Annotated in this window: 17 protein-coding genes, 1 pseudogene and 1 riboswitch; of the genes and pseudogenes, 6 read left to right on the top strand and 12 right to left on the bottom strand. The window is 36.8% G+C overall.

The genetic code is table 11. From position 1 onward, the window contains the following. Window positions 1-191: pseudogene (locus ACFINA_RS07870) on the bottom strand (hypothetical protein); the annotation flags it as partial. A 332-nt stretch (window positions 192-523) separates the two neighbouring features. On the opposite strand from ACFINA_RS07870, the gene ACFINA_RS07865 reads away from it, so the two are divergent. Beyond that, entirely contained in the window at window positions 524-727 is a 204-nt protein-coding gene (locus ACFINA_RS07865; RefSeq protein ID WP_375607367.1) for a hypothetical protein, read from the top strand. On the opposite strand, the gene ACFINA_RS07860 is transcribed toward ACFINA_RS07865, so the two are convergent. From ACFINA_RS07860 to ACFINA_RS07850, 3 genes are read right to left on the bottom strand one after another with little or no spacing between them, the layout of a single operon-like run. Then, on the bottom strand, window positions 724-1,695 hold the full coding sequence (locus ACFINA_RS07860) for a WD40 repeat domain-containing protein (RefSeq protein WP_375615377.1): 972 nt from the start codon (window positions 1,693-1,695) through the stop codon (window positions 724-726). The two genes, ACFINA_RS07865 and ACFINA_RS07860, sit on opposite strands and share 4 nt — an antisense overlap. A gap of 10 nt (window positions 1,696-1,705) precedes the next feature. Then, complete coding sequence (locus tag ACFINA_RS07855; protein ID WP_375607365.1) at window positions 1,706-2,734, bottom strand: CobW family GTP-binding protein; 1,029 nt, start codon at window positions 2,732-2,734, stop codon at window positions 1,706-1,708. A gap of 21 nt (window positions 2,735-2,755) precedes the next feature. Further along, entirely contained in the window at window positions 2,756-3,499 is a 744-nt protein-coding gene (locus tag ACFINA_RS07850; RefSeq protein WP_375609692.1) for a creatininase family protein, read from the bottom strand. A gap of 2,045 nt (window positions 3,500-5,544) precedes the next feature. On the opposite strand from ACFINA_RS07850, the gene ACFINA_RS07845 reads away from it, so the two are divergent. Next, window positions 5,545-5,895: a hypothetical protein gene (locus tag ACFINA_RS07845; RefSeq protein WP_375607363.1), complete on the top strand. Its 351-nt coding sequence runs from the start codon at window positions 5,545-5,547 to the stop codon at window positions 5,893-5,895. A gap of 808 nt (window positions 5,896-6,703) precedes the next feature. Here the strand turns inward: ACFINA_RS07845 and ACFINA_RS07840 are convergent. Continuing rightward, a complete protein-coding gene (locus tag ACFINA_RS07840) occupies window positions 6,704-8,038 on the bottom strand; it encodes an NAD(P)H-dependent oxidoreductase (RefSeq protein ID WP_375608716.1) in 1,335 nt (444 codons plus the stop codon). A 159-nt stretch (window positions 8,039-8,197) separates the two neighbouring features. Here ACFINA_RS07840 and ACFINA_RS07835 point away from each other — a divergent pair, with 159 nt between their 5' ends. Further along, window positions 8,198-8,677 (top strand): MaoC family dehydratase, encoded by a 480-nt coding sequence (locus tag ACFINA_RS07835; RefSeq protein WP_375615376.1) that lies wholly within the window; start codon window positions 8,198-8,200, stop codon window positions 8,675-8,677. Window positions 8,678-9,592: 915 nt separating this feature from the next. On the opposite strand, the gene ACFINA_RS07830 is transcribed toward ACFINA_RS07835, so the two are convergent. The 3 genes from ACFINA_RS07830 to ACFINA_RS07820 are packed head-to-tail and all read right to left on the bottom strand — an operon-like array spanning window position 9,593 to window position 12,146. Beyond that, window positions 9,593-10,252, bottom strand: coding sequence for a methionine ABC transporter permease (locus ACFINA_RS07830; RefSeq protein WP_375607360.1), 660 nt, complete (start codon window positions 10,250-10,252; stop codon window positions 9,593-9,595). Further along, window positions 10,245-11,279 carry a methionine ABC transporter ATP-binding protein gene (locus ACFINA_RS07825; protein ID WP_375607359.1) on the bottom strand — a complete coding sequence of 345 codons (1,035 nt, stop codon included), beginning with the start codon at window positions 11,277-11,279 and terminating at the stop codon, window positions 10,245-10,247. Before ACFINA_RS07825 ends, ACFINA_RS07830 begins: the two co-directional genes overlap by 8 nt. Before the next feature lie 48 nt (window positions 11,280-11,327). Then, entirely contained in the window at window positions 11,328-12,146 is an 819-nt protein-coding gene (locus ACFINA_RS07820) for a MetQ/NlpA family ABC transporter substrate-binding protein (RefSeq protein WP_375607358.1), read from the bottom strand. 502 nt (window positions 12,147-12,648) lie between these two features. On the opposite strand from ACFINA_RS07820, the gene ACFINA_RS07815 reads away from it, so the two are divergent. After that, on the top strand, window positions 12,649-13,287 hold the full coding sequence (locus tag ACFINA_RS07815; protein WP_375615375.1) for an SH3 domain-containing protein: 639 nt from the start codon (window positions 12,649-12,651) through the stop codon (window positions 13,285-13,287). Window positions 13,288-13,619: 332 nt separating this feature from the next. Here ACFINA_RS07815 and ACFINA_RS07810 read toward each other — a convergent pair whose 3' ends face one another. The 4 genes from ACFINA_RS07810 to ACFINA_RS07795 form a co-directional block, all read right to left on the bottom strand. Further along, on the bottom strand, window positions 13,620-14,651 hold the full coding sequence (locus tag ACFINA_RS07810; RefSeq protein ID WP_375615374.1) for an aspartate-semialdehyde dehydrogenase: 1,032 nt from the start codon (window positions 14,649-14,651) through the stop codon (window positions 13,620-13,622). Window positions 14,652-16,025: 1,374 nt separating this feature from the next. Then, on the bottom strand, window positions 16,026-16,169 hold the full coding sequence (locus ACFINA_RS07805; RefSeq protein ID WP_375607370.1) for a hypothetical protein: 144 nt from the start codon (window positions 16,167-16,169) through the stop codon (window positions 16,026-16,028). Between the two features lie 1,071 nt (window positions 16,170-17,240). Next, window positions 17,241-17,447: a Trm112 family protein gene (locus ACFINA_RS07800; RefSeq protein WP_375614754.1), complete on the bottom strand. Its 207-nt coding sequence runs from the start codon at window positions 17,445-17,447 to the stop codon at window positions 17,241-17,243. A gap of 13 nt (window positions 17,448-17,460) precedes the next feature. Beyond that, the gene (locus ACFINA_RS07795) at window positions 17,461-18,123 is read right to left on the bottom strand and encodes an LON peptidase substrate-binding domain-containing protein (protein WP_375610818.1); all 663 of its coding nucleotides are present in this window, start codon (window positions 18,121-18,123) and stop codon (window positions 17,461-17,463) included. Window positions 18,124-18,568: 445 nt separating this feature from the next. After that, a riboswitch (glycine riboswitch) is annotated at window positions 18,569-18,666 on the top strand. Between the two features lie 136 nt (window positions 18,667-18,802). Here ACFINA_RS07795 and gcvT point away from each other — a divergent pair. Both gcvT and gcvH read left to right on the top strand, forming a co-directional pair. Beyond that, window positions 18,803-19,915, top strand: coding sequence for a glycine cleavage system aminomethyltransferase GcvT (gene gcvT / locus ACFINA_RS07790; RefSeq protein ID WP_375615373.1), 1,113 nt, complete (start codon window positions 18,803-18,805; stop codon window positions 19,913-19,915). Window positions 19,916-19,921: 6 nt separating this feature from the next. Then, on the top strand, window positions 19,922-20,290 hold the full coding sequence (gene gcvH / locus ACFINA_RS07785; protein ID WP_375607353.1) for a glycine cleavage system protein GcvH: 369 nt from the start codon (window positions 19,922-19,924) through the stop codon (window positions 20,288-20,290). Window position 20,291 lies beyond the last annotated feature (1 nt).

Below are 20,291 nucleotides of genomic sequence, written 5' to 3'. Positions count from 1 at the left end.
ATATCCACTAAACCAGCATGAAATAAGGCATTTGGCAAAAGAAGATAAGTTGGAACCTGTGGAACAACAGCTCTAATTTGGAGATTAGACGAAGGTTCCAAAGCATCAGAGGACTCAGAAGGCTTTGGTTCAACAGGGGAAGAAGCAGAAGGAACAGAATCTGGAGATGAAGGTGATACCGGAACAGAGGGCGGTAATAGAAGCTCCATGAAATGATTATTAGATAGAATTTTCTAGGCAAGAAACTAAAGTGTAGAAGGCTGCTCGTAGGAAACTTTGTTCTTTAGAGGGGGAACTCAAAAAACTTTTTATTTAGGAAAATAGTGTTGAATTCCCTTCTTCTGATCGTAGGAATAAATCGTTGTTTTAATGATGAGATCAGCTATTTTTTGCCAAATTTTTAAGAAAAATGCTGTTATGGAAGTATGTAGCCTATATAGATGTTTATAGGGAGATAGGGGGCGGTCTTAGGGGTGATGTTTTTATTCTTGTATGGGGGTAGCAATGTTAAAATGTCAAAAACATGTTTAAGGTATTTTCTTGTCGAAAGGGTGCAGGAAAGGAAGAGGGAAGATTTAATGATTACGAAGATTTTAGGAGACTTTTGGGGGGAGAGATTAGGGAGATAGGATTTCTGAGAGCTCTAGAGATGCAAGGGGATAAGATTTCTGGAGGATTGTGTGGGCATTTTTTATCAGCGATGATTGCGCTTGTTGGTGTAATTTAATCAGTGATATTGATTATACCACATTCACCATTTTCGCTTCCAAAGGCGAGGTTGTGCCCTGCTTGATCCCAGTTGAGTGCTGAGATAGCGCTTTTCCCATAACCTTTTAGAAGGACTTCTTTTCCATCATGAAAATATGCGGCTAAAATCATTCCATCATTGAAGCCTATTGCTACAATTTCTTTGTTTGGGTGGCATGAAACGGTGCTCACAAGCGCATTTGCTTGTGTGCCTAGTTCTAGAGGTGTTTTTCCCATGGGGCCGTCTTTTGTATGAAAGGGCCAAATAATTGCAGCAGAGGCACCTGAGGTTGCTAGCCATTTTCCTTTGGCGCTCCAAGACCAGCTTTTGACTTTGCTTGGGTAGCCACTCATGCGGAGGTGCTGATTATCAGTCAGACGCCAGCCATGCAAGGCATTTTCTTGCATCGTGGAAATGACATAGCGGTTGTCTGGTGAAAAGGTGACACCACAATGAGCTCCTTTCCATACCAATGTGGTAGGAGATATTTGCGTTGATAACCAATGAAGAGTAACACCATTGTAATGGGCAACGGCAAGTCGTAAACCTTTTGGGGCAAAAGCTAGGCCTTCTACACTGCGTTCATGCGTGAGCTCTTGCTGTTCTTTTCCAACCTGTGCAAATGCGAGACGAGAGGAGGAAAAGGCAAAAGCTTTTTGTGGTCCAAAAGCAACGTTGTTTATCCATTTGCGTTCTTTTTGGCTTAACACTTCTGTGTGATCCGCTGCGGTTGTTTGACAGACTTTTCCATCTTCTCCCCCTGTGATGATTGCGGTATTGTCATGGGAAAAATGGCTTGAAATTATTCCTTGGTGAACTTCAACGATTTGTGGGGTTGGGGTTAAAAAAACAATGAAACCTTCTACGGAAACAAAGGCTGGTTTATTGCCTATAAAACCGCAGGAAAGGCAGTAACTTTTGAGATCATAATGGGTAATGTTTGGCATTATTACTTACTCATGCACAATTTTCAAAACCAGTTTTTAACTGTTTGGCATCAAGAGAGCGTCCGATAAAGACAAGACGGCTTTCTCGTTTTTCATCTTCACGCCATGGGCGTTGATGTTGTCCCTCAAGAAGCATATGTATCCCTTGAATGACGTAACGATCATCGTCTCCTTGAAAGGCGATAATGCCTTTAAGACGCAAGATATTAGGCCCCTGTTGCTGCGTAACCTGTTGAATCCAAGAAAAAAACTTTTCTGGTTGCAAAGCGCCTGTTTTTAAACTTACAGAAGTGATGGTAATATCATGAAGGGTGGATACGTTATGATGGTCATGATCGCAATCGGGACCACATACATGGTCGGCGTGTTGGTCTTTATGTTGGTGATCGAGAAAATGAGGCTCATGATCGAGAGTCCGTTGGAGATCAAAAGAACCACGATTAAGGAGTGTCTCAAGAGGAATATCGGCGCGCTGTGTTGTATAGAGTATAGCGCGAGGATTAATAGCTAGAATGAGAGATTCAGCATGGCTGCGTTCTTGTTGAGTAACAAGATCAATCTTATTTAAAAGAACAATATCTGCGAAAGCAATTTGATCTTCAGCTTCACGATTTGTTTTTAGTTGAGAGGGCAAATGCTTTGCATCAACGACCGCTATGACACTGTCGAGAGCTGTTTTTTCATGGACCGTATCATCCATGAAAAAGGTTTGTGCTACAGGGACGGGATCAGCAAGCCCTGTTGTTTCGATAATAATCGCATCAAATCGATGAGAACGTTGTATGAGACTTTCCAAAATGCGAATGAGATCACCACGTACGGTACAGCAAACACAACCATTATTCATTTCATAAATTTCTTCGTCTGATTCAATGATCAGGTCATTATCAATACCAATTTCACCAAATTCATTGACAATGACGGCATAACGTTTGCCATGATTTTCACTAAGAATGCGGTTGAGAAGTGTGGTTTTTCCTGCGCCAAGATAGCCTGTGAGAACCGTAACAGGAAGTTTGTTGGGCTGTATTTTTTCCATGGAGGGACCTTTTATTGTTCTTTATTGCCATGTGTTTATGTTAAATCGATGGATATCATCAAGTAAATCACGAAGCTGAGACAGAACATGAGAAAAGATTGCTTCACCGGCTTGTGGTGTTGCTTTGCTTGCGTCTCCTGCTGCACCTTGCGTGTTTAGATCATGCATTGTCCAACCAAAGGCATGAGGACCATAAGCGCGTAAATATCGATAATTGGCAATCATATCTGCTTGCTTATTATGAAAATTTTTTGCCTTCTCCATATGAACTTTTTCCGGTGCTAAATAAAGCATGAGAGAGGTTTCGATAAAACCTCCATGGATATCAAGATGTTGTTGAGATGGCTCCATGAGACCTTGTGGTAAACCAAAACGGCTCCAGCTTGTTGCTACAGCGAGCATGGAAAGACGCTTTCGTAATTCGGTGATAACAATGCTCATTAAAGGTGAATTGCCTCCGTGAGCATTGAGAAGAAGAAGACGGTTGATCCCTTTGTGATAACAGTTTTCACCAATCTTTATCCATCGCTTAATCGCATCAGAAAAGGTAAGGGTTTGTGTACCTGTAACATCCATATGTTCTATGGAATAGCCAATCTTTTCAACTGGTAAAAGTGCGATAGGGAATTGCTCTTTTGTTTGTAAAGTGAGAGCTTTTGCAAATGCTTCAGCTATAATCCAGTCGGTTTCAAAGGGAAGGTGCTCTCCGTGATATTCATGTGCACCTAAAGGTAAAAGAGCGAGAAAAGGTGGGTTAGATACCATAAATTAATGCCCAAAAGAGAAGTCAACAGAGATAAAGTGATCAAAGGCTTTAGAGTTATTTTTTAGTCTATATATAAAAGAAATGCAAATATCATATTTTTACATTACAGAGGGATGTTATAAAAATGAGAGCTTTGTTAAAAACAGTGAAGCTTTTATTGAAAAAAGCCAATTCAATTGTTGATGTAATATGAGGTGACTCTTCTCAAGATAGATATCTCTTGTAAGATTTTTGATATGTATTCTTGTTTTTGACAAGTAAATCTTCGGGCATATTAAATACTTCACATCATGTAATGAAAACTGATTTTTCTATTGTCTATTAAAGTGAAAGTTTTGATAAAGCTGCATATGCTTCTTTCTGCTATGGAGCAAGAATAGTCAAAGTATTTTTGTTGTTATGAGTACTACGATAGAACAGATTTTGGTTTCAATCAGCATTCCTAAATTCTTAAGTTAAGTGTACGTATCTATATTACAAAAGAATAGAAATTGATTGATTTTATTTTGGATAGTGTATTAACAGACTTTAGTGTTCATGAGAAAAAATGAATATAAAGGGAAGAATTCACTAAGATAGAATTTGCTCTCTCAGAGAGCAGTTTATAAGATGATTCAAAAAGAAACACAGTTGGATACAAGAAACACCGTTGGATACATGATAAACAGAACGCCATTGTGTTGCACATCGACACGCTTGTTTTAAAGAAACATTTAGTACACCAAAGCCTATTTCACGACGCAGCTTGTGAATGGTATAAGGGTAAAACCTTATAATATAAAATCTATTGTGTTCCACCATCTTTACACTTTAAAAGTAAAAAGGGGCATCATCATTCACTTTGCCAGTTTTCAATACTATTTTAACAGCGCTTGATAGTTAAGATACCTCATAAGTAATATTTTCCTTTCTTCAAGTGTATTTATACACACATCGATCTCGTTTGTGATTTGCAAGTGAAGAAATTTGATTGATTCAATATAAACAGAGTTAAAATATAAGAGAGTTTTATAATCGTTAGCTTTCTCATTCAACAGGCAAAACAATAAATTTATTATTCAATATCAGTTTTATGGCGTTATTTTTTCAATGCGCTACTTAAGTTAGTATTTCAAAAATGTAATTTTTTAGTAATTTTCTCTATCACTTTTCCTTCAAGCATTTGATCAATTCTTTATTATTATTCATTTTGCACAAATTGCAGACAGTTATGTGAATATTACAAAAATTTATTTCAAAGAGAATTATTTTTTACTAATACAGAGTAAATATAATTACTCAAAATATAAATAAGGCTACGCTCTACAATATTGACGAAAAATATGGAATAACTTTTATAAAAATTAATAAAGAAAGTTGTTTTTCAGTATTTTGTGGGATCAACTTATTTTTCATGACTCTCTTTTTATTTAATTTTAGGTAGTTTGTTGGAGATCAATTATTGCTTATAATGTTTTTGTCAATCTGATAGATTTACTTATTTTATGCGTTTGTTTTGTTAGGTTTGAAAGTCAATATTTTGTTACAATTTATACCTATTTTATAGAAAAATAGTATACTATTTAAAGATTTATTTATTATGATATATTTTTTTAGATCAAGTTTTTTATTCTCTACCAATTTTATTTTTTAATATTACTGATGAGTGATATAATAAAAATCCATTAAGTTCTATTTATTTTTATTGAAATAATAGACAAGCACTATCATTATATTGAAAGTTTTTAATGTTATAATTCTTTAAAATTAATTACATTTTAAATTATTTATAAAAGCTCTATTATATAATTTTTTAAATGAATTTGTTTCGTAATATTTCTTATAATAATAAATTTAACAAATTCTTATTATTTTTATCATTTATTGTTTTTTATCTTTACATGTAATACATAATGTGTTATATGTTAATAACAAAATTACATATAATATTTTATTTATGTGTAATTATATAAATGATTAAATAGATTAAATATAAGTTTTGGTTTTTATATATGTGAATATTCTTTCATTTTTTCAGTGAAGAAAAAGAGGAGCAAAGAAAGCTATGTTTAAAATATTTAAAAATCGTGTATGTTCATTTACTTTTACACTATTTATTCTTTTTTTTGTACAAACTATAGAGGGAAATGCAAGTTTTGTAAAAAATCAATTTCAAGAGGGAGGAATTGTTTCTACATTAGAAAAAAGTGCGGTTGTTAAAGCGGTAGATAGGGTTGTTATCCATAACATTGAAGGACAAAATGAAGTTGCTTTAGGGAAACCTGAAAAAGCTGCTGCCTTTTCAGGTTCAGCCTTTTGGGGGGGGATAGGTATTTTATCACTTCTTGCTTCTTTATGTATTGGGGATGTATTAGGTGCTGTTGTATCTCTTTTTGGAATATTCATTACACTTTAGTAGAAAGCTCATTGACAGAGTCGAGGATTTTTTGTTCACTTCATTATTTAAAAAAATAAATATTTTATTATTTATACTATACTAGATAATAAAATCACTACTCTTAATATTAAATGTAGCTTTTATTAACATTATTAAAGTTCAAGATCCTACATTTATGTTTTTTTTACAAATTAGTGTAACCTGATTTTTTTACAGTTTATGGTTATTTTCTAGTAATAAGGATAGTATACTTACTATCTTTATCAGTCTTTTAATATTGTCTACCTTTTCTCATATGAAGATTATTCATCAAAGGTATATTTTATCCTTTTTAAATTTTTTTATCTTTCATAAGGGGATAAAATAAAAAAGTATCCCTGTATTCATGGCTTTCACGCAATAAGAAAAATGAGAAATTATTATTTATCATTTCAAATTTGTTGATGTTAAATCCATAAAAAGTATTTTTTATGTATAACAAGTTGTGTTCGTGTATGGACAAAATTATTAAAGAAAAAAGAGTAAAAATTCTTCTCATGAATTATCTCTAAGGTTCAAGGGCTGTTGTAATATTGGCAAATAAATGATGATGCTGGTTTGTATCTTCATAGAGTAAAGATAGTGATACACAATGAATCTTATGCCATCTCATGGGGTGGTTTATATTGTCGCATTTACAGGACATATTGTGAGAGGGAAGTGGTGATGTGCATCGTTGGAAAATGCTTTTATTAAAATATAAACCTGTATTTGCGATAGAGGTGTATTCTGGGTTATTCTGTTGCTTAAGGGAAGGATACTGTTAAGTAAGGTAATTCAGGAGCATTTATAGCTTAGTGGAAGAAGGGTAATGAAGTAAAAGGTCTTGTTTAGCACGAAGACGTGCAATCCATTGATCTTCACGAATGGCTGTATTATGTACTGTAATGAGTTCGTTTTTTTTAATTGCAGCTGTTACTGTTGCTTTTTCCAAAAGACCACAAGGAATGGCGTGGTGAGCGCGTGCTTCTGCGATGTTCATTATCCAAGCACGATAAGTATAAAGACCGATAAAGTCTAGCTGATCACCTGGATGTAAATCTTTTTTAGCAACAGCACAGACTTCTACTACGGGATGGCTAAGAGGGACCATATCTTTTTTTCCATAAAGCATAATACGTGCGCAGGTAAGGGGAACTTCCATTGCTGTTAAATGATAGGGGCGATGAAAGGTGAAGTAAGGCCCCTGACCAATTTTTAAATCTTCCATACGCTCGCGTAAACGTGGGTGTGCTATTTCTGCAATCACAAAAACACCTGGTGAAACACCTTGACCTATTGAATAATCTACAACACCATATCGCTGTAAAATGCCTCCATCTTGCTTTGGAATAAGCACTTTATTTAAATCTTGTAGCGCTGCTCGTGGTCCATGCATTCCTGGGCAATCGGGGAGAAGGCCGGTGGCATTGGCAATGGCTGCCATTTCAACCATCGTTTTGGAACCATCAATAAATTCAACCAACATGCGTACATTCATATTACGCTGGAATGCTTCTTCTTCGTAAGCATCAGGTGTAGCATCAAAGCGCAGAGGATTATTTTTTCCTTTACCTGCTGCAACAATCTTATGTCCAAGAGCTGAAACAAATTCTATGAGTTCCATACAAGAAGTTGGTTCATCGCCGGCACCAAGTGTATAAATGAGCCCTCGTTTTTCTGCTTCATGTTTGAGATAAGCGCCAATTGTAACATCTGCTTCAACATTCATCATGACAAGATGTTTGTTATTCTCAAGCGCTTTGATACCAATTTCTGCTCCTGCTTCGGGATAGCCTGTTGCATCAATGATAATATCAATTTGTTCATGGCGCAAAACAAGGTCAATATCATCTGTCGCTGCAATCAAACCATTTTCAATGCTTTGCGTGAGAGCATGAGCATTTTCAATTTCACAGACATGTCCATCTTCGCCATAGGCTAGTGTAGCGGCATCAAAAATACGTGATGGTGTCCTCGTGGCTACAGCAGCGACTGTTATACCATCCATATGCGCAATACTTGATAATAAATCTGTCCCCATTTCACCGCAACCAATCAGTCCAATACGGATGGGGGGATGGTTTTCTGCACGTTGTTTCAAATCATGCGCTAAACCTGTTAGGTTCACATTGCTTGCCATTCTTTTTTCCTATTTGAAAACTATTCTACTAAAGAACTTTTCTCATTCATAAGGTGCATTTGTTTTTAAGACAATTAATCTTTTATTCTTGATGCTCTAATCAATGGATTTTATAAAAGCAAGAGGGGGGCTTTTATCGAATAAAATAGGAATAGCGTTATGCAGCAAAAAATAGCAGTACAAGATATCACCAGTTTTATTGGGAAAGAAGTAGGATTATCGGAGTGGCGTCTTGTTACACAGGATATGATTAATCAGTTTGCATGCGCTACAGATGATCATCAATGGATACACGTTGATGAGGAAAAGGCTAAGCAAACACCGTTTGGTGGCACGATTGCTCATGGTTTTTTAACATTATCGCTTTTGTCTACGCTCGCTTATGAGACTCTTCCTGAGTTGGAAGGGACCACAATGGGGATTAATTATGGTTTCGATAAAGTACGCTTCATGAGTCCTGTGAAAACAGGGGTACGGATACGTGCGCGTTTTATGTTAGACGACGCAGAAATTCGCCCTTCTGGTCGAGTGGTTTTCCATTATGGGGTTACGGTGGAAATTGAAAAGTTAAAAAAACCAGCTCTTACCGCTCAATGGCTTATCGTTGCTGTTGTGGAAGAAAAACCTTCCAATATCTAGATTATTTGAGTGCTTTATTTTACAAAATTTTTATACAACTCTATTAGAAGTTTCTTCAATGATGATATTGAGAATAATCTATAGGATAATAGATATGATCGAGCTATCATAGCGTTGATAGCCATAGCAGGTTACTATCTTTCCTAGATCGTTTTGAAGAGGAGTTTTCTAATGAAGATAGTGCATTGCTTCGCGCTTTTATTTATAGCGTTCTTTATGGGATCATACCCATCACGTAAAACAGAACGCTTCAAATGGAATATACTTGCGTTGCCAATTCACAGGCTTATTTTAAAGCAATGTCTCTCAACGCTCGTCACACCCATTTCGCAATGGCGCCTGTGAATAGTATAACGATAAAGCCATTGAGCACCCTCATATTTTTATGCTTGTGAAGAAGAAAACCGATACTATTATCATATTATATGCTAGCCGCCAATGTTAAGACAGGTCTTGGCGCTGGAGATAATTCATAAGAGGCATGCCTTCCTTTCTTGTATTTTTTTACTCACACGGCTCTTCCCGCTTGTAACGTGCAAGAGAGAGGTTTTGGTTGATTCTATATGGAACAAATTGGGAATGAGAGGATCTTACGGTATTCAGAGTTCTCGTTCAATATGAATAACACCATATTATCATTATAAATTCAATGTGTTATCTACGGTTTGGAGAGGTTGTGGTCAATGTCTTAATTTAAAGAGAGTCTCACATACTATGAGATCTCTTATTTTATCCCCTTTTATATTAAAGCCATTAAAACTATTTTCTTTCATGTTACAAACGGATGGGGAGAGATAAAAACTGTTTAAGGAAAAAGTTCCTAATCTCTTATGAGCGTTTTCGATAGGCAAGGGTTGGTACACTTGGAAAGTGGCAAAGAGGATGATGGTATTGGCATGTGAAATTTTAAGTCTTTTAATGTTTTGTTTTATCAAGTTTTTGTACGATTTTATCAGAAGTCCATTGGGTTGTAATATTGAGCACGATCAAAAGGATGATGACGATGGTCATGATGAAGGTATTGTAGCGTTGGTAGCCATAGCGGATTGCCATATCCCCTAAACCGCCTCCACCAAGATATCCAGCAAGTGAGGTGGCTCCTATAAGAGAAATGACCATGACTGTAAAACCTGTAATCAGGCTAGGGAGAGCTTCAGGAATAAGAACATGTCTGATAATTTGAAGACGACTTGCACCCATCGAGCGGATCGCTTCAATGAGACCGTTTTCAACGGTTTTAAAAGAGAGTTCCGCCATGCGAGCATAAAAAGGGATAGCTGAAATGGTCAGTATAAAAATTACAGCAGGCATTCCTATCCCTCTTCCTACAACGATACGCGTTATGGGCAGAAGATAAAATGCAAGAATAATAAAGGGAATGGCACGAATACTGTCAATGATCATGCTTAAAGGGCGATTGATGAGAGATGAGGAAAAAATCCCTCCGCGTGCTGTTGTGTGAAGAAGAAGACCAAGGGGAAGCCCTATAATAAATGCCATAACAGAAGCACTAAGTGTCATCAATATTGTATCAATAACAGCTTGGGGAAGTTCATGAGACAGAACATTAAACATAGCCTAAGACCTCACAATATCGTCCTTTTTTCGTTAACCATTGAACAGCTTTTTCTAAAGCTTCTTTATCTTCTCCAGGAAGAGCCAAGAAGAGTCGCCCGATGGTTTCATCTTGAACTGTATCAATGCCACCATGCAAAATACGTGCTTTTAAACCACTCTCATTTTCTAGAAGATGAAGAAAAGGCTGCTGGGCAATTTCACCGGCAATATTAATTTCAATGACAGCTTCTCGTCCGATTGGTTTGAGATTTTTCGCAAATTTTTCAGGAAGTTGCGGGGTTACAAGCTTTAGCATGGCTATGGTTGTATCGTCTTGCGGTGATGTAAAGATGTCTTTCACACGTCCTTCTTCTACAATGTTCCCCTGATTAAGAACAACAACGCGATGCGCTATGGTGCGCACAACTTCCATTTCATGGGTGATGAGCACAATAGTGAGATTGAGGTGTTTGTTAATATCAGCAAGGAGCTCTAGAATAGATTGTGTTGTTTCAGGGTCAAGAGCAGAAGTGGCTTCATCTGATAATAATATTTTAGGATTAGCAGCAAGAGCACGAGCAATGCCAACGCGTTGTTTTTGCCCCCCAGATAATTGTGCTGGATAGCAATATTCTTTCCCAAATAACCCAACCAATTCAATCAGTTCAAGGGCACGTTTGTGGCGTTGTTTTTTATTTACACCACTTAATTTAAGCGGCAATGCAATGTTATCAAGAATATTTTGCGATGAGAGAAGATTGAAATGTTGAAAAATCATCCCAATTCGTTGACGGTAAGGCGCCCATTCTATCTCTGATAGATTGGAAATATCAACACCTTCAAAAAAAATGGCCCCTGCATCAATCTTCTCTAACCCATTTAAACAGCGGATAAGTGTTGATTTTCCTGCTCCACTGCGCCCAATAATGCCAAGGATTTCACCAGCATGGATATTTAAAGAGAGATTATTAATTACCGGAACACCAGCCGTTTTGTTAAAACAACGGCTGATGTTTTTTAAGGAGATAAGAGTAGGTTTTTCCATTCACAATTACTCGGACATTTGGCACAATTACTCAGATATTTGGCACAATTACCAAGATGTTTGGGCGGTTTTGCCAAAAATCTCTTTGATTTTTGTACGGATAAGATCGTTGTTGTAAGCGGCAACTAATTTTTTAACCCATGGTTCATCTTTTTCGCTCGTGCGTACAACGATGATATTATCATAAGGATTATTTTTGGCGCTCTCCCATGCAACCACATCTTTTTCAAAACTTAATCCAGAAACAATAGCCCAGTTTGTGTTTATAATTGCAAGATCAAAATCATCAATAGCTCGCCCTAACATACCGGCATCGAGCTCACGAATTTGCAGATTTTTAGGATTTTCAATAATATCAAGTGGAGATGCAAGAATATTATGAGGATCTTTTAACTTAATGAGACCTAAAGAATTAAGAAGAAGTAAGGCTCTTCCACCATTAGATGGGTCGTTCGGAATACCAACATGAGCACCATCACGAAGATCTTTTAAGTCTTTTATTTTGTGTGAATAAACACCGATTGGAGCAATAAATGTATAGCCGACAATTGAAAGTTTATAGCCACGTTGTTTCATTTGTTCATTAAGATAAGGGGCGTGCTGAAAAGCATTCGCATCGATCTCTCCTGCGTTAACAGCATCATTAGGCAAAGCGTAATCAGAAAAATAAACGAGTTCAATATCTAAACCGGCTTTTTTAGCCTGTTCCGCAGCAGTTTTCCAAATAATCGCATCCCGCCCTTCCATAATACCAAGTTTGATCTTTGTTTTGTCTGCGGCCATGGAAAAAGCAGTAGACAAAAAAAGTGCAAAGAGAGAGAGGAATAATCCTATAATCCGACTACGAAAAAATTTTTTTAATGTCATATGCTTTTAACTTTCTTTTTCGAGAAATTTTTTGAGGGAAGTTTCAATATACTCTGTATCTTTTTAGGCAGATTTAAAGTTATACAAGCTTTAGAGAATATTCAATCACTTTTATTTTTAAAAGAGTATTATTTTTCCTTCTATTTTAGTTGTTTTGGGGGCTGATCATCTTTTGTTCATAGAAATTCTCTGAAATTCAAATAATTAATTCTTTTATTGCAATCATTTGTTGAGGGAACCAATGCCCCTTTAAAAACTTCTGTAAGGGACAATTGGTTGAAGAACTGGACAATCAGATGATGTTTTAGCCGTAAATTCATGAAGAACATACTGCGCAATCAAGATCAAAAGGCCGTGTTCGTGTAGGCGATAAAGAGAGGTTTTGTTGCAATGTTGTGGGATTTTTTGGGGAAAAAGGTTGCTGATCATTGGATTTAAACGCGGCAAATTTTTGCAAAGGCGAATTTTTGTCCTTCATATGTTTTAGAGAGGAAGAAAAATAATGTTAAGAAAGAAATTTTTATCAACAATGATGACTTTATGGGCTTTAGGAGCGTCAGGGGTGGCTGTGACTGCTTTTCACGCGGAAGCTGGAACCATTACAGGAACAGTTGCTCGTGTTGCATCAGGTCAGGTATCTTTACGCACAGGCCCTGCGACAGCTTATAAAGTTATCGCAATGGTTCCAATGGGAGCAAAAGTGCAAATTTATGGCTGCCTATCCAATAAAACTTGGTGTTCTCTTGGTTATCATGGAAAAGTTGGTTGGGCATCTGCACGTTACGTCAATGTTAACGATGTTCCTACCATTGCTTTTAAAAAGATGCCAGCAAAATCAAAATCCATGGTAAAATCACCAAAAGAAAAAGTGAAACAGGCTGTTTCTGATTTTAAAGCTCTTCCGGCGATTCAAAAAACACGCAAAAACATGCAAAAATTCTATAGAACAGATATGATTATCGATTCCACCGGGGTAAAAAAAAGAGATGAGCGGACAATTTTAAATCCGTCGCCAAAAGCGCAAGGAGTTTCTGTAAAGCGCGTGAATGCTTATAATCCCTCCTTTCCGGATGATGTCAATTACAAAAACTTTGAACGCAATGAAACGCGTTACCGTGTCGTGACTTATCCTGCTCGATAAGGGTAAAGTTAATTTCACAACCGGAATGACAAAAAGGATCAGCAGCATGAAGCAAACAATGCTTATGCTGCTGCTCTTGCTGTTTCGTAAAGCGGCATTAAGGTGGATATTAGTGCAAGCTCCTTCAAAAGTGCGATTGTGTTCAGATCGGTGCAGGGAAAGAGCTTCATTCTTTAAGGCAGAGAGAGCTAAGAATATGCAGGGTGGAATTTGCCAGTGCTTTGAAATAATAACCTTTTAAGATGGTGTTAGAGGGAAGCTGTTAAAAAAGCCGGACTTTTTAACAGACCGGCTTTGTATAAGGTTCCTTGTCCTGTCGGACAGGAAGATGATTAATTTATCGACTTTGGCTTGATCAAATTACGAGAAATGAGCAATTCAGCAATTTGAACGGCATTCAATGCTGCTCCTTTTCTTAAATTATCGGCAACAACCCAGAAAGCTAAACCATTTTCAACGGTGATATCTTCACGAATACGGCTAATAAAGGTGTCATCTTCTCCCGTACATTCATAAGGGGTGGTATAGCCACCATCTTCGTGTTTATCGATAAGCTGACAGCCGGGTGCATCGCGTAGGAGCGCTTGTGCTTCAGATGCGCTTAGTGGTTTTTCAAATTCAACATGGACAGCTTCGGCATGACCGATAAAGACAGGAACCCGAACAGCAGTGGCTGTTAATTTAATTTTCGGATCGAGAATTTTTTTTGTTTCCACGGTCATTTTCCATTCTTCTTTTGTATAACCATCTTCCATGAAAACATCGATATGAGGAATGACATTAAAGGCAATGCGTTTAGTGAATTTTTTTGATGTAATTGGATCTGCAACAAAAACTGCACGTGATTGTTCGAAAAGTTCGTCCATTCCTTCTTTACCAGCTCCAGAAACAGACTGATATGTAGAGACAACAACACGTTTAATGATTGCAGCATCATGGAGAGGTTTTAAAGCTAAGACCAGTTGAATTGTTGAACAATTAGGATTTGCTATAATATTACGCTTAGAAAAGGCATTTATAGCTTCGCCATTGACTTCAGGGACTATCAACGGAACATTGGTATCATAGCGCCACATGGAGGAATTATCGATGACGACACAGCCGGTAGCAGCGATTTTAGGGGCGTATTCTTTGGAAATGCTCCCTCCTGCAGACATAAGACAAAAATCTGTGTCTGAAAAATCGTAAGTATCCAGTGCTTTTACTTTTAAAGTTTTATCTCCATAAGAAACTTCTTGTCCTAATGAGCGTCGTGATGCGAGAGGGACAATTTCATGCGCAGGAAAACCACGCTCTTCTAAAATTGTAAGCATTTCACGACCAACATTGCCGGTTGCGCCAACAATTGCAACTTTAAAACTCATTTTCTATACTCCTCATGTCTCTCCACGTTTATTCCCCGTGCTATACTCAGGAGAGAGTGAGTTGGTCAAGGAACATCGTTAAATTATATTTTTGATTTTCAACAACTCAATTTTGTGCACACCAATCATCATCGTTAGCACAATAAATTGTTTTATTTCAAATGATACGTCTCTTTTAATCTTTCAGAATTGAAAAAATTGAATATTTTACGCTAAACTATTACCTCTTTAGAGAGCACTTTAATTAAGTGAATTCCTTATCTTCTGTCAATGTTTACCTTCATACTTTTGAATTTTTTAAAGATGGTATTACGTATCGCGTTGGTTGAATCTTTTAATACTTTATTTGTTAATTGTTGAATTATTTGATTTTCTCCCTATGCCTTTAAAAGCGAAACTTCCTATTACAGTCTGTAAACAGCTAGATTCTAGCGGCTTCCCATTTTTCACTTAAACTAAAGGCTCAACAAGCAGGCCTAAAAATATTTCAAAAGATATTGGGTATCTAAAAAACATTTGAATGTTTCAAGGAGGTATGCGTGCTTCATATCCTCATACCTTAAATGATAGAATTCATAGCACAACAGAATAAACTTAAGTATTCGTATATATAAATTCTTATGAAAGTTATACATATATTTTTCGTATCTATTTTTTACTTTATATTTCTTATTTTTACTTTAATAATATTATGATATAAAATATCATTATTTGGAGTATGATGGTATAAGATCTTTAAGCTTTCTCGATATATTTAAGTGTTTTTTAGTGTGTGGGAATATTCTTAGGCTTGTTTGGCAAGCCTTTTTTAAGTGACTTATATGAGTGGAAAGCCAGCCGTTGAACACTCCCATATTTACGTTTAATAAAAGAGAAAGTTAGCACCATCATCCATTTTCCCAGCACCCAATATCGTTACAGCTCTTGGTCTGTGAGACGATTCAATAAGAGGTATGCCTTTTTGTACATTTTTACTTACACGCCAACTTTGCTTGTAATGTGCAAACAAGAGATTTTGATTGATTCAATATAGAACACGTTTGAAATGAAAGAATTTTACGATATTCGGAACACTTATTCAATATCAATAACGTTAGATATATGATTATAAATCAAAGTGCTATTTCTAAGTTAAACTCGTTAGAATTCCGATTATTTACATACCAGATTAGATTAAGCATTTTCATTCTCATGAGGTATGGGGAGACAGGCAAAATTCTTGTCAAGATTATTAAGGACTTTGATTATCCTTGCGGTGAATTTATGAAAATAAGGGGTTATTTTTTTCATCAGAAATCAACTGCAAAATTGCTCTTTGTTTTTTGCGGGTCAGTATTCTGAAATTTTTCAAAAGTAAATATTCTGCTTTGCTTGCTATTCTGTCATCACAATGATAGAGGTTCTCTTCTTTTTTGCGCTATCAGCATAAAAGAAGGAAACGGGAACATCTAATATATGAGCAATTTCCTGTAAACGTCTTGCACTTACGCGATTTAAGCCTTTTTCATATTTTTGGATTTGTTGAAATGTTACGCCTAAATGACTTCCTAATTGTTTTTGAGAAAACCCCCATGACGTTTCTTCTGAAGCGAATTTTTTTGCCTAAAGAAATATCGTAAAAATGTAGATTTTTAGCTTTCACTTGATGTCCCCACCGGTTGCGAGCGCCCTCGCATTAGTATTCCGGGGGCTGGAAGTGCTGACTCAAAACAGCCTCTTGCTTTTAGTGCTGAAAGCACTTGGACATAACAAAAGCCCCCGGAAATTCCGGGATATCCGCAAAAGCGGTTTTATTTCTAGTTTGAGTTTTTCGGGCTTCCAGACCCTATTTGATTGTTGCGTATACAACCAAAAACACAAGCCTCCTTCATAAGGCAATTACTTTCAATCGTCAATTGAAATTACAACAGTGTTTCTTGTTTATTTTTTCAAGTTTTCACGTAATTAATGCGTGTATTATACATAAAAATATTGCTTGAGATACTTTAGATACTTTTAAAAATTGTAAAGCGGAATTAAAGGGTGATGGCAAGGTAATGGGGTGATTTTCTCCTTTACGATTTTATGTTTTCTCTCCCAAATTAGGTTGCGTCTTCATTTCAAAGATTATGCAAACAGATAAATATTCTTGTCTTCTATATGGTATACAGAAGATGATACAGCTTATCGTTTTTATTCATCTTAAATTGAGGTATCTCAAACATGTTGCTCGTAAATAGTATAAATTAAAGTCCATGAAATATAACAATCTTTATGTTTAATATAATAAACTTCATTCACTTGGGTTGATTCAAAATGTTATTATGGCTTTTGTATTTAAAAGGTTCATAAGAGCCATTTTTATTCCCTTTTTAATTATTTTTATTCAGATGCTTGTGTTGTGCAAGCGAATGGTTTTGATTGCTTTAGTATGAACAGGCTGGAATGAGAGAATCTGGTGATATTTTTGGCTTTTGTTACAAGGTGTAAAGCGATATAAATATCTTTATTGTAAAACGCTTTTTTTCAGAATTCGTCAATACTTGAGATATCATATTGATAGAGGCTTGATAACAGTGGGCTTGTAGAGGGAAATTGCATGAGGATTTTTTATTTTTTATGCGTTATTTCTTCATTGTTTTGCAAAGAGCGCGCTTCTGAGGCAAGCATAATGGGAACGCCATCACGAATAGGGTAGGCAAGTTTGGCTTTGAGAGAAATGAGCTCTTGTGTTTTTCGGTTGAAAGAGAGCGTGCCTTTCGTCATTGGGCAGACGAGCAATTCGAGCATTTTGGGATCTGTAGTCATTTTTTTCATGTTTGGATATTCATTAGTTTAAGCGGTAATCTGTTCCTGTTTGTTTCATGAGCGAGCGTTCTGTTAATGCAAGAAGAGTTTGGGCACGGCTTTCGATATCTGGAGCTTCAAGGAGAGCTTGTTTTTCTGCTGGTGTAAAGGGGATAAGGGCAGAAAAAGCATTAACCAATATAGGTGTAGGGGCTTCTATGATACTGCTCCAATTATATTCCATTTCATGGATGGTTAGATATTTTTCTACAACGTCGAGTAAGTTCTCTCGGTTAATGCTTTCTTCAATATCAAATTCTTGCAAGTCTTTTATGTTTGATTGGATGAGAGCTGTTCGATAGGATTTTGTGTTTTTCAATTCTTGTTCTAAAGTGAAGCGGCAAACACCTTGTAAGATAATGAACAGTTGTCCATTTCCTGTTTCACTGTAGTTTGTAATGCGCCCTATACAGCCTGTTTTATAAAGTTGTGTAGAGAAGCGATCTGTATCCGATGAAAGTGGTTGAATAATGCCCAATAGACGATCAGTTACCATAACATTTTCAATCATTTCAAGTGATTCTGGTTCAAAAATGTTAAGTGATAAAAAACCACCGGGTAGTAAGAGTGCACCTTCTAAAGGAAAAAGAGCAATTTGCTTTGGAAGATCATTTTCGCAATTGTAAGAGATATTACCAGCTTTCATGAGTATTTTGTCACCTTTGTTCGGTAGTTTTATTCTGTAAATAGTCGCTATTTATGACACTATTGAGAAAGCAGAAAACCTACTTCTTGTGCATTAAAACCATACTTATAAAATATTTGAAGTCCTTATTCTCAAAAAGAATATGAAACCCTATCTTTAAGGTTGAACTGTGCGCGAAAGAATATTGCTTGCGATCTTTTTAGTGTGTGACGTTTTGCATGATTTTCAAGAGGTATTTTTGTTTATAGCTTTTGATTTTTGTCTTAAATTTCCTAAAATGTGTTCCTTGCAATTTTTGTAAGGTTCAAAAGGATAATATTATAAATCTTTTGAAGCAGCTTATGCAAGTTTTAAAATGAGAGTATTTTCATCACTTTACTAATGACAGTGTGATAAAGATAGGCTATAGGTTTAAATATGCTGGAAAGAGCGTTATCGTTTCTTTCATTCTTTTGCGGGAGAGTGCAGATTGCAAATTTTCGCATTGCCGCCGAAGGGGAAATAGCCCATAATCTCTCAGGCTTTAAGGACCGTAAAAGGAAGAAGGCAGATCTGGAAAGTCGGGAGAACCCGCGCCGAAGGTGTAAGCGGAAAATTTTTTCGCGAGTCTCTCAGGTTGATGACAGAGGGGGCAGAGACGACCATATTCTGTGGGCGTTAGCGCAGCTTTGGAGTTATTATGGGCACAGCACAAGAAACATCTTTTTTAAAAACACTTCCTTTATATGATTTGCATGAAAAAGCAGGAGCAAAATTTGGTGCTTTTGCGGGCTGGAACATGCCTTTAACTTATCCTCTTGGCGTTTTAAAAGAGCATCTTCATACGCGTGCACATGCAGGACTTTTTGATATTTCTCATATGAAATTGATTGCAGTTGAAGGGGCACAAGCCGTGGAATTTTTGTCCTATGCTTTTCCCATTGATGCAGCAGCTTTAAAGATTGGACACTCACGGTATAATTATTTGCTTAATGAGCAGGCTGGTATTCTTGATGATCTTATCATTACCCGTTTGGAAGAGGGCCGTTTTATGTTGGTTGCCAATGCTGGGAATGCACAGGCTGATTTTGTAGAATTGGAAAAGCGTGCGGTTGATTTTGAATGTCAAGTGATTGCTCTTGAAAGGGTATTGCTTGCGCTTCAAGGTCCTGAAGCGGCAGCTGTTCTTGCTGATGCGGATTTGCCAGGGAATGAATTGTTCTTTATGCAAGGATTCGAACCACAACAGGATTGGTTTATAACGCGTTCTGGTTATACGGGAGAGGATGGTTTTGAAATTTCTTTGCCTATAGGGCATGCGCATATGTTGGCTGAAAAATTGCTGAGTGATTCTCGTGTTGAGTGGATTGGACTTGCAGCACGCGATAGCTTGCGGTTGGAAGCGGGGCTGTGTTTGCATGGAAATGATATTACCCCTGATACGACACCTATTGATGCGGCTCTAACATGGGCTGTTCCTAAAAGTGTTCGAGAAAAAGCACAATTTTATGGTGCAAAGGCTTTTCTTGAAGCACTGCAAAAAGGACCTGCTCGTTGTCGTGTTGGATTAAAACCGCAAACGCGCCAACCTATTCGTGCCGGTGCGCTGCTTCTTGATGATCAAGGTAATGAGATTGGCGTTGTAACATCAGGTGGTTTTGGTCCTTCTTTTGAGGGGCCTGTCGCGATGGGTTACGTTCCTGTTGATTTTAAAGTTGAAGGAACACAAGTCTTTACAGAACTGCGAGGCAAAAAGATTGCACTATCAGTTCATTCTCTTCCCTTTGTTGAACAACGTTATTTTAAAGGATGATTTTTTATGTCTAAAACTTATTTTACACAAGACCATGAATGGCTTAGAGTTGAAGGACAAGTAGTGACTGTTGGGGTTACGCATTATGCGCAAGAGCAATTAGGGGATTTGGTTTTTGTTGATTTACCACAAAGTGGAACAAAACTTTCCAAAGGAGAGGCGGCGGCTGTTGTGGAATCAGTGAAGGCGGCTTCAGATGTTTATGCTCCTCTTGATGGTGAAGTGGTCGAAAGAAATGAAACATTGGCGGATAATCCTGAATTGGTAAATCAGAAAGCCGAAACAGAAGGCTGGTTATGGAAGATGACATTGCAAGATGAAACTCAACTGGACGAGTTGTTAGATGAAGATGCTTATAAGGCTTTGATTGGATGAG

This window comes from Bartonella sp. AC10YNML, from assembly GCF_042196825.1.
Classification (GTDB): Bacteria; Pseudomonadota; Alphaproteobacteria; order Rhizobiales; family Rhizobiaceae; genus Bartonella.
The sequence above is the reverse complement of the archived record's forward strand: the minus strand, read 5'-3'. Positions and strand labels throughout refer to the sequence as shown.

Coding starts and splice junctions, on each gene's coding strand:
- ACFINA_RS07865 (WP_375607367.1), top strand. CDS start 524: ATGTTTAAGGTATTTTCTTGTCGAAAGGGTGCAGGAAAGGAAGAGGGA.
- ACFINA_RS07860 (WP_375615377.1), bottom strand. CDS start 1,695: ATGCCAAACATTACCCATTATGATCTCAAAAGTTACTGCCTTTCCTGC.
- ACFINA_RS07855 (WP_375607365.1), bottom strand. CDS start 2,734: ATGGAAAAAATACAGCCCAACAAACTTCCTGTTACGGTTCTCACAGGC.
- ACFINA_RS07850 (WP_375609692.1), bottom strand. CDS start 3,499: ATGGTATCTAACCCACCTTTTCTCGCTCTTTTACCTTTAGGTGCACAT.
- ACFINA_RS07845 (WP_375607363.1), top strand. CDS start 5,545: ATGTTTAAAATATTTAAAAATCGTGTATGTTCATTTACTTTTACACTA.
- ACFINA_RS07840 (WP_375608716.1), bottom strand. CDS start 8,038: ATGGCAAGCAATGTGAACCTAACAGGTTTAGCGCATGATTTGAAACAA.
- ACFINA_RS07835 (WP_375615376.1), top strand. CDS start 8,198: ATGCAGCAAAAAATAGCAGTACAAGATATCACCAGTTTTATTGGGAAA.
- ACFINA_RS07830 (WP_375607360.1), bottom strand. CDS start 10,252: ATGTTTAATGTTCTGTCTCATGAACTTCCCCAAGCTGTTATTGATACA.
- ACFINA_RS07825 (WP_375607359.1), bottom strand. CDS start 11,279: ATGGAAAAACCTACTCTTATCTCCTTAAAAAACATCAGCCGTTGTTTT.
- ACFINA_RS07820 (WP_375607358.1), bottom strand. CDS start 12,146: ATGACATTAAAAAAATTTTTTCGTAGTCGGATTATAGGATTATTCCTC.
- ACFINA_RS07815 (WP_375615375.1), top strand. CDS start 12,649: ATGTTAAGAAAGAAATTTTTATCAACAATGATGACTTTATGGGCTTTA.
- ACFINA_RS07810 (WP_375615374.1), bottom strand. CDS start 14,651: ATGAGTTTTAAAGTTGCAATTGTTGGCGCAACCGGCAATGTTGGTCGT.
- ACFINA_RS07800 (WP_375614754.1), bottom strand. CDS start 17,447: ATGAAAAAAATGACTACAGATCCCAAAATGCTCGAATTGCTCGTCTGC.
- ACFINA_RS07795 (WP_375610818.1), bottom strand. CDS start 18,123: ATGAAAGCTGGTAATATCTCTTACAATTGCGAAAATGATCTTCCAAAG.
- gcvT (WP_375615373.1), top strand. CDS start 18,803: ATGGGCACAGCACAAGAAACATCTTTTTTAAAAACACTTCCTTTATAT.
- gcvH (WP_375607353.1), top strand. CDS start 19,922: ATGTCTAAAACTTATTTTACACAAGACCATGAATGGCTTAGAGTTGAA.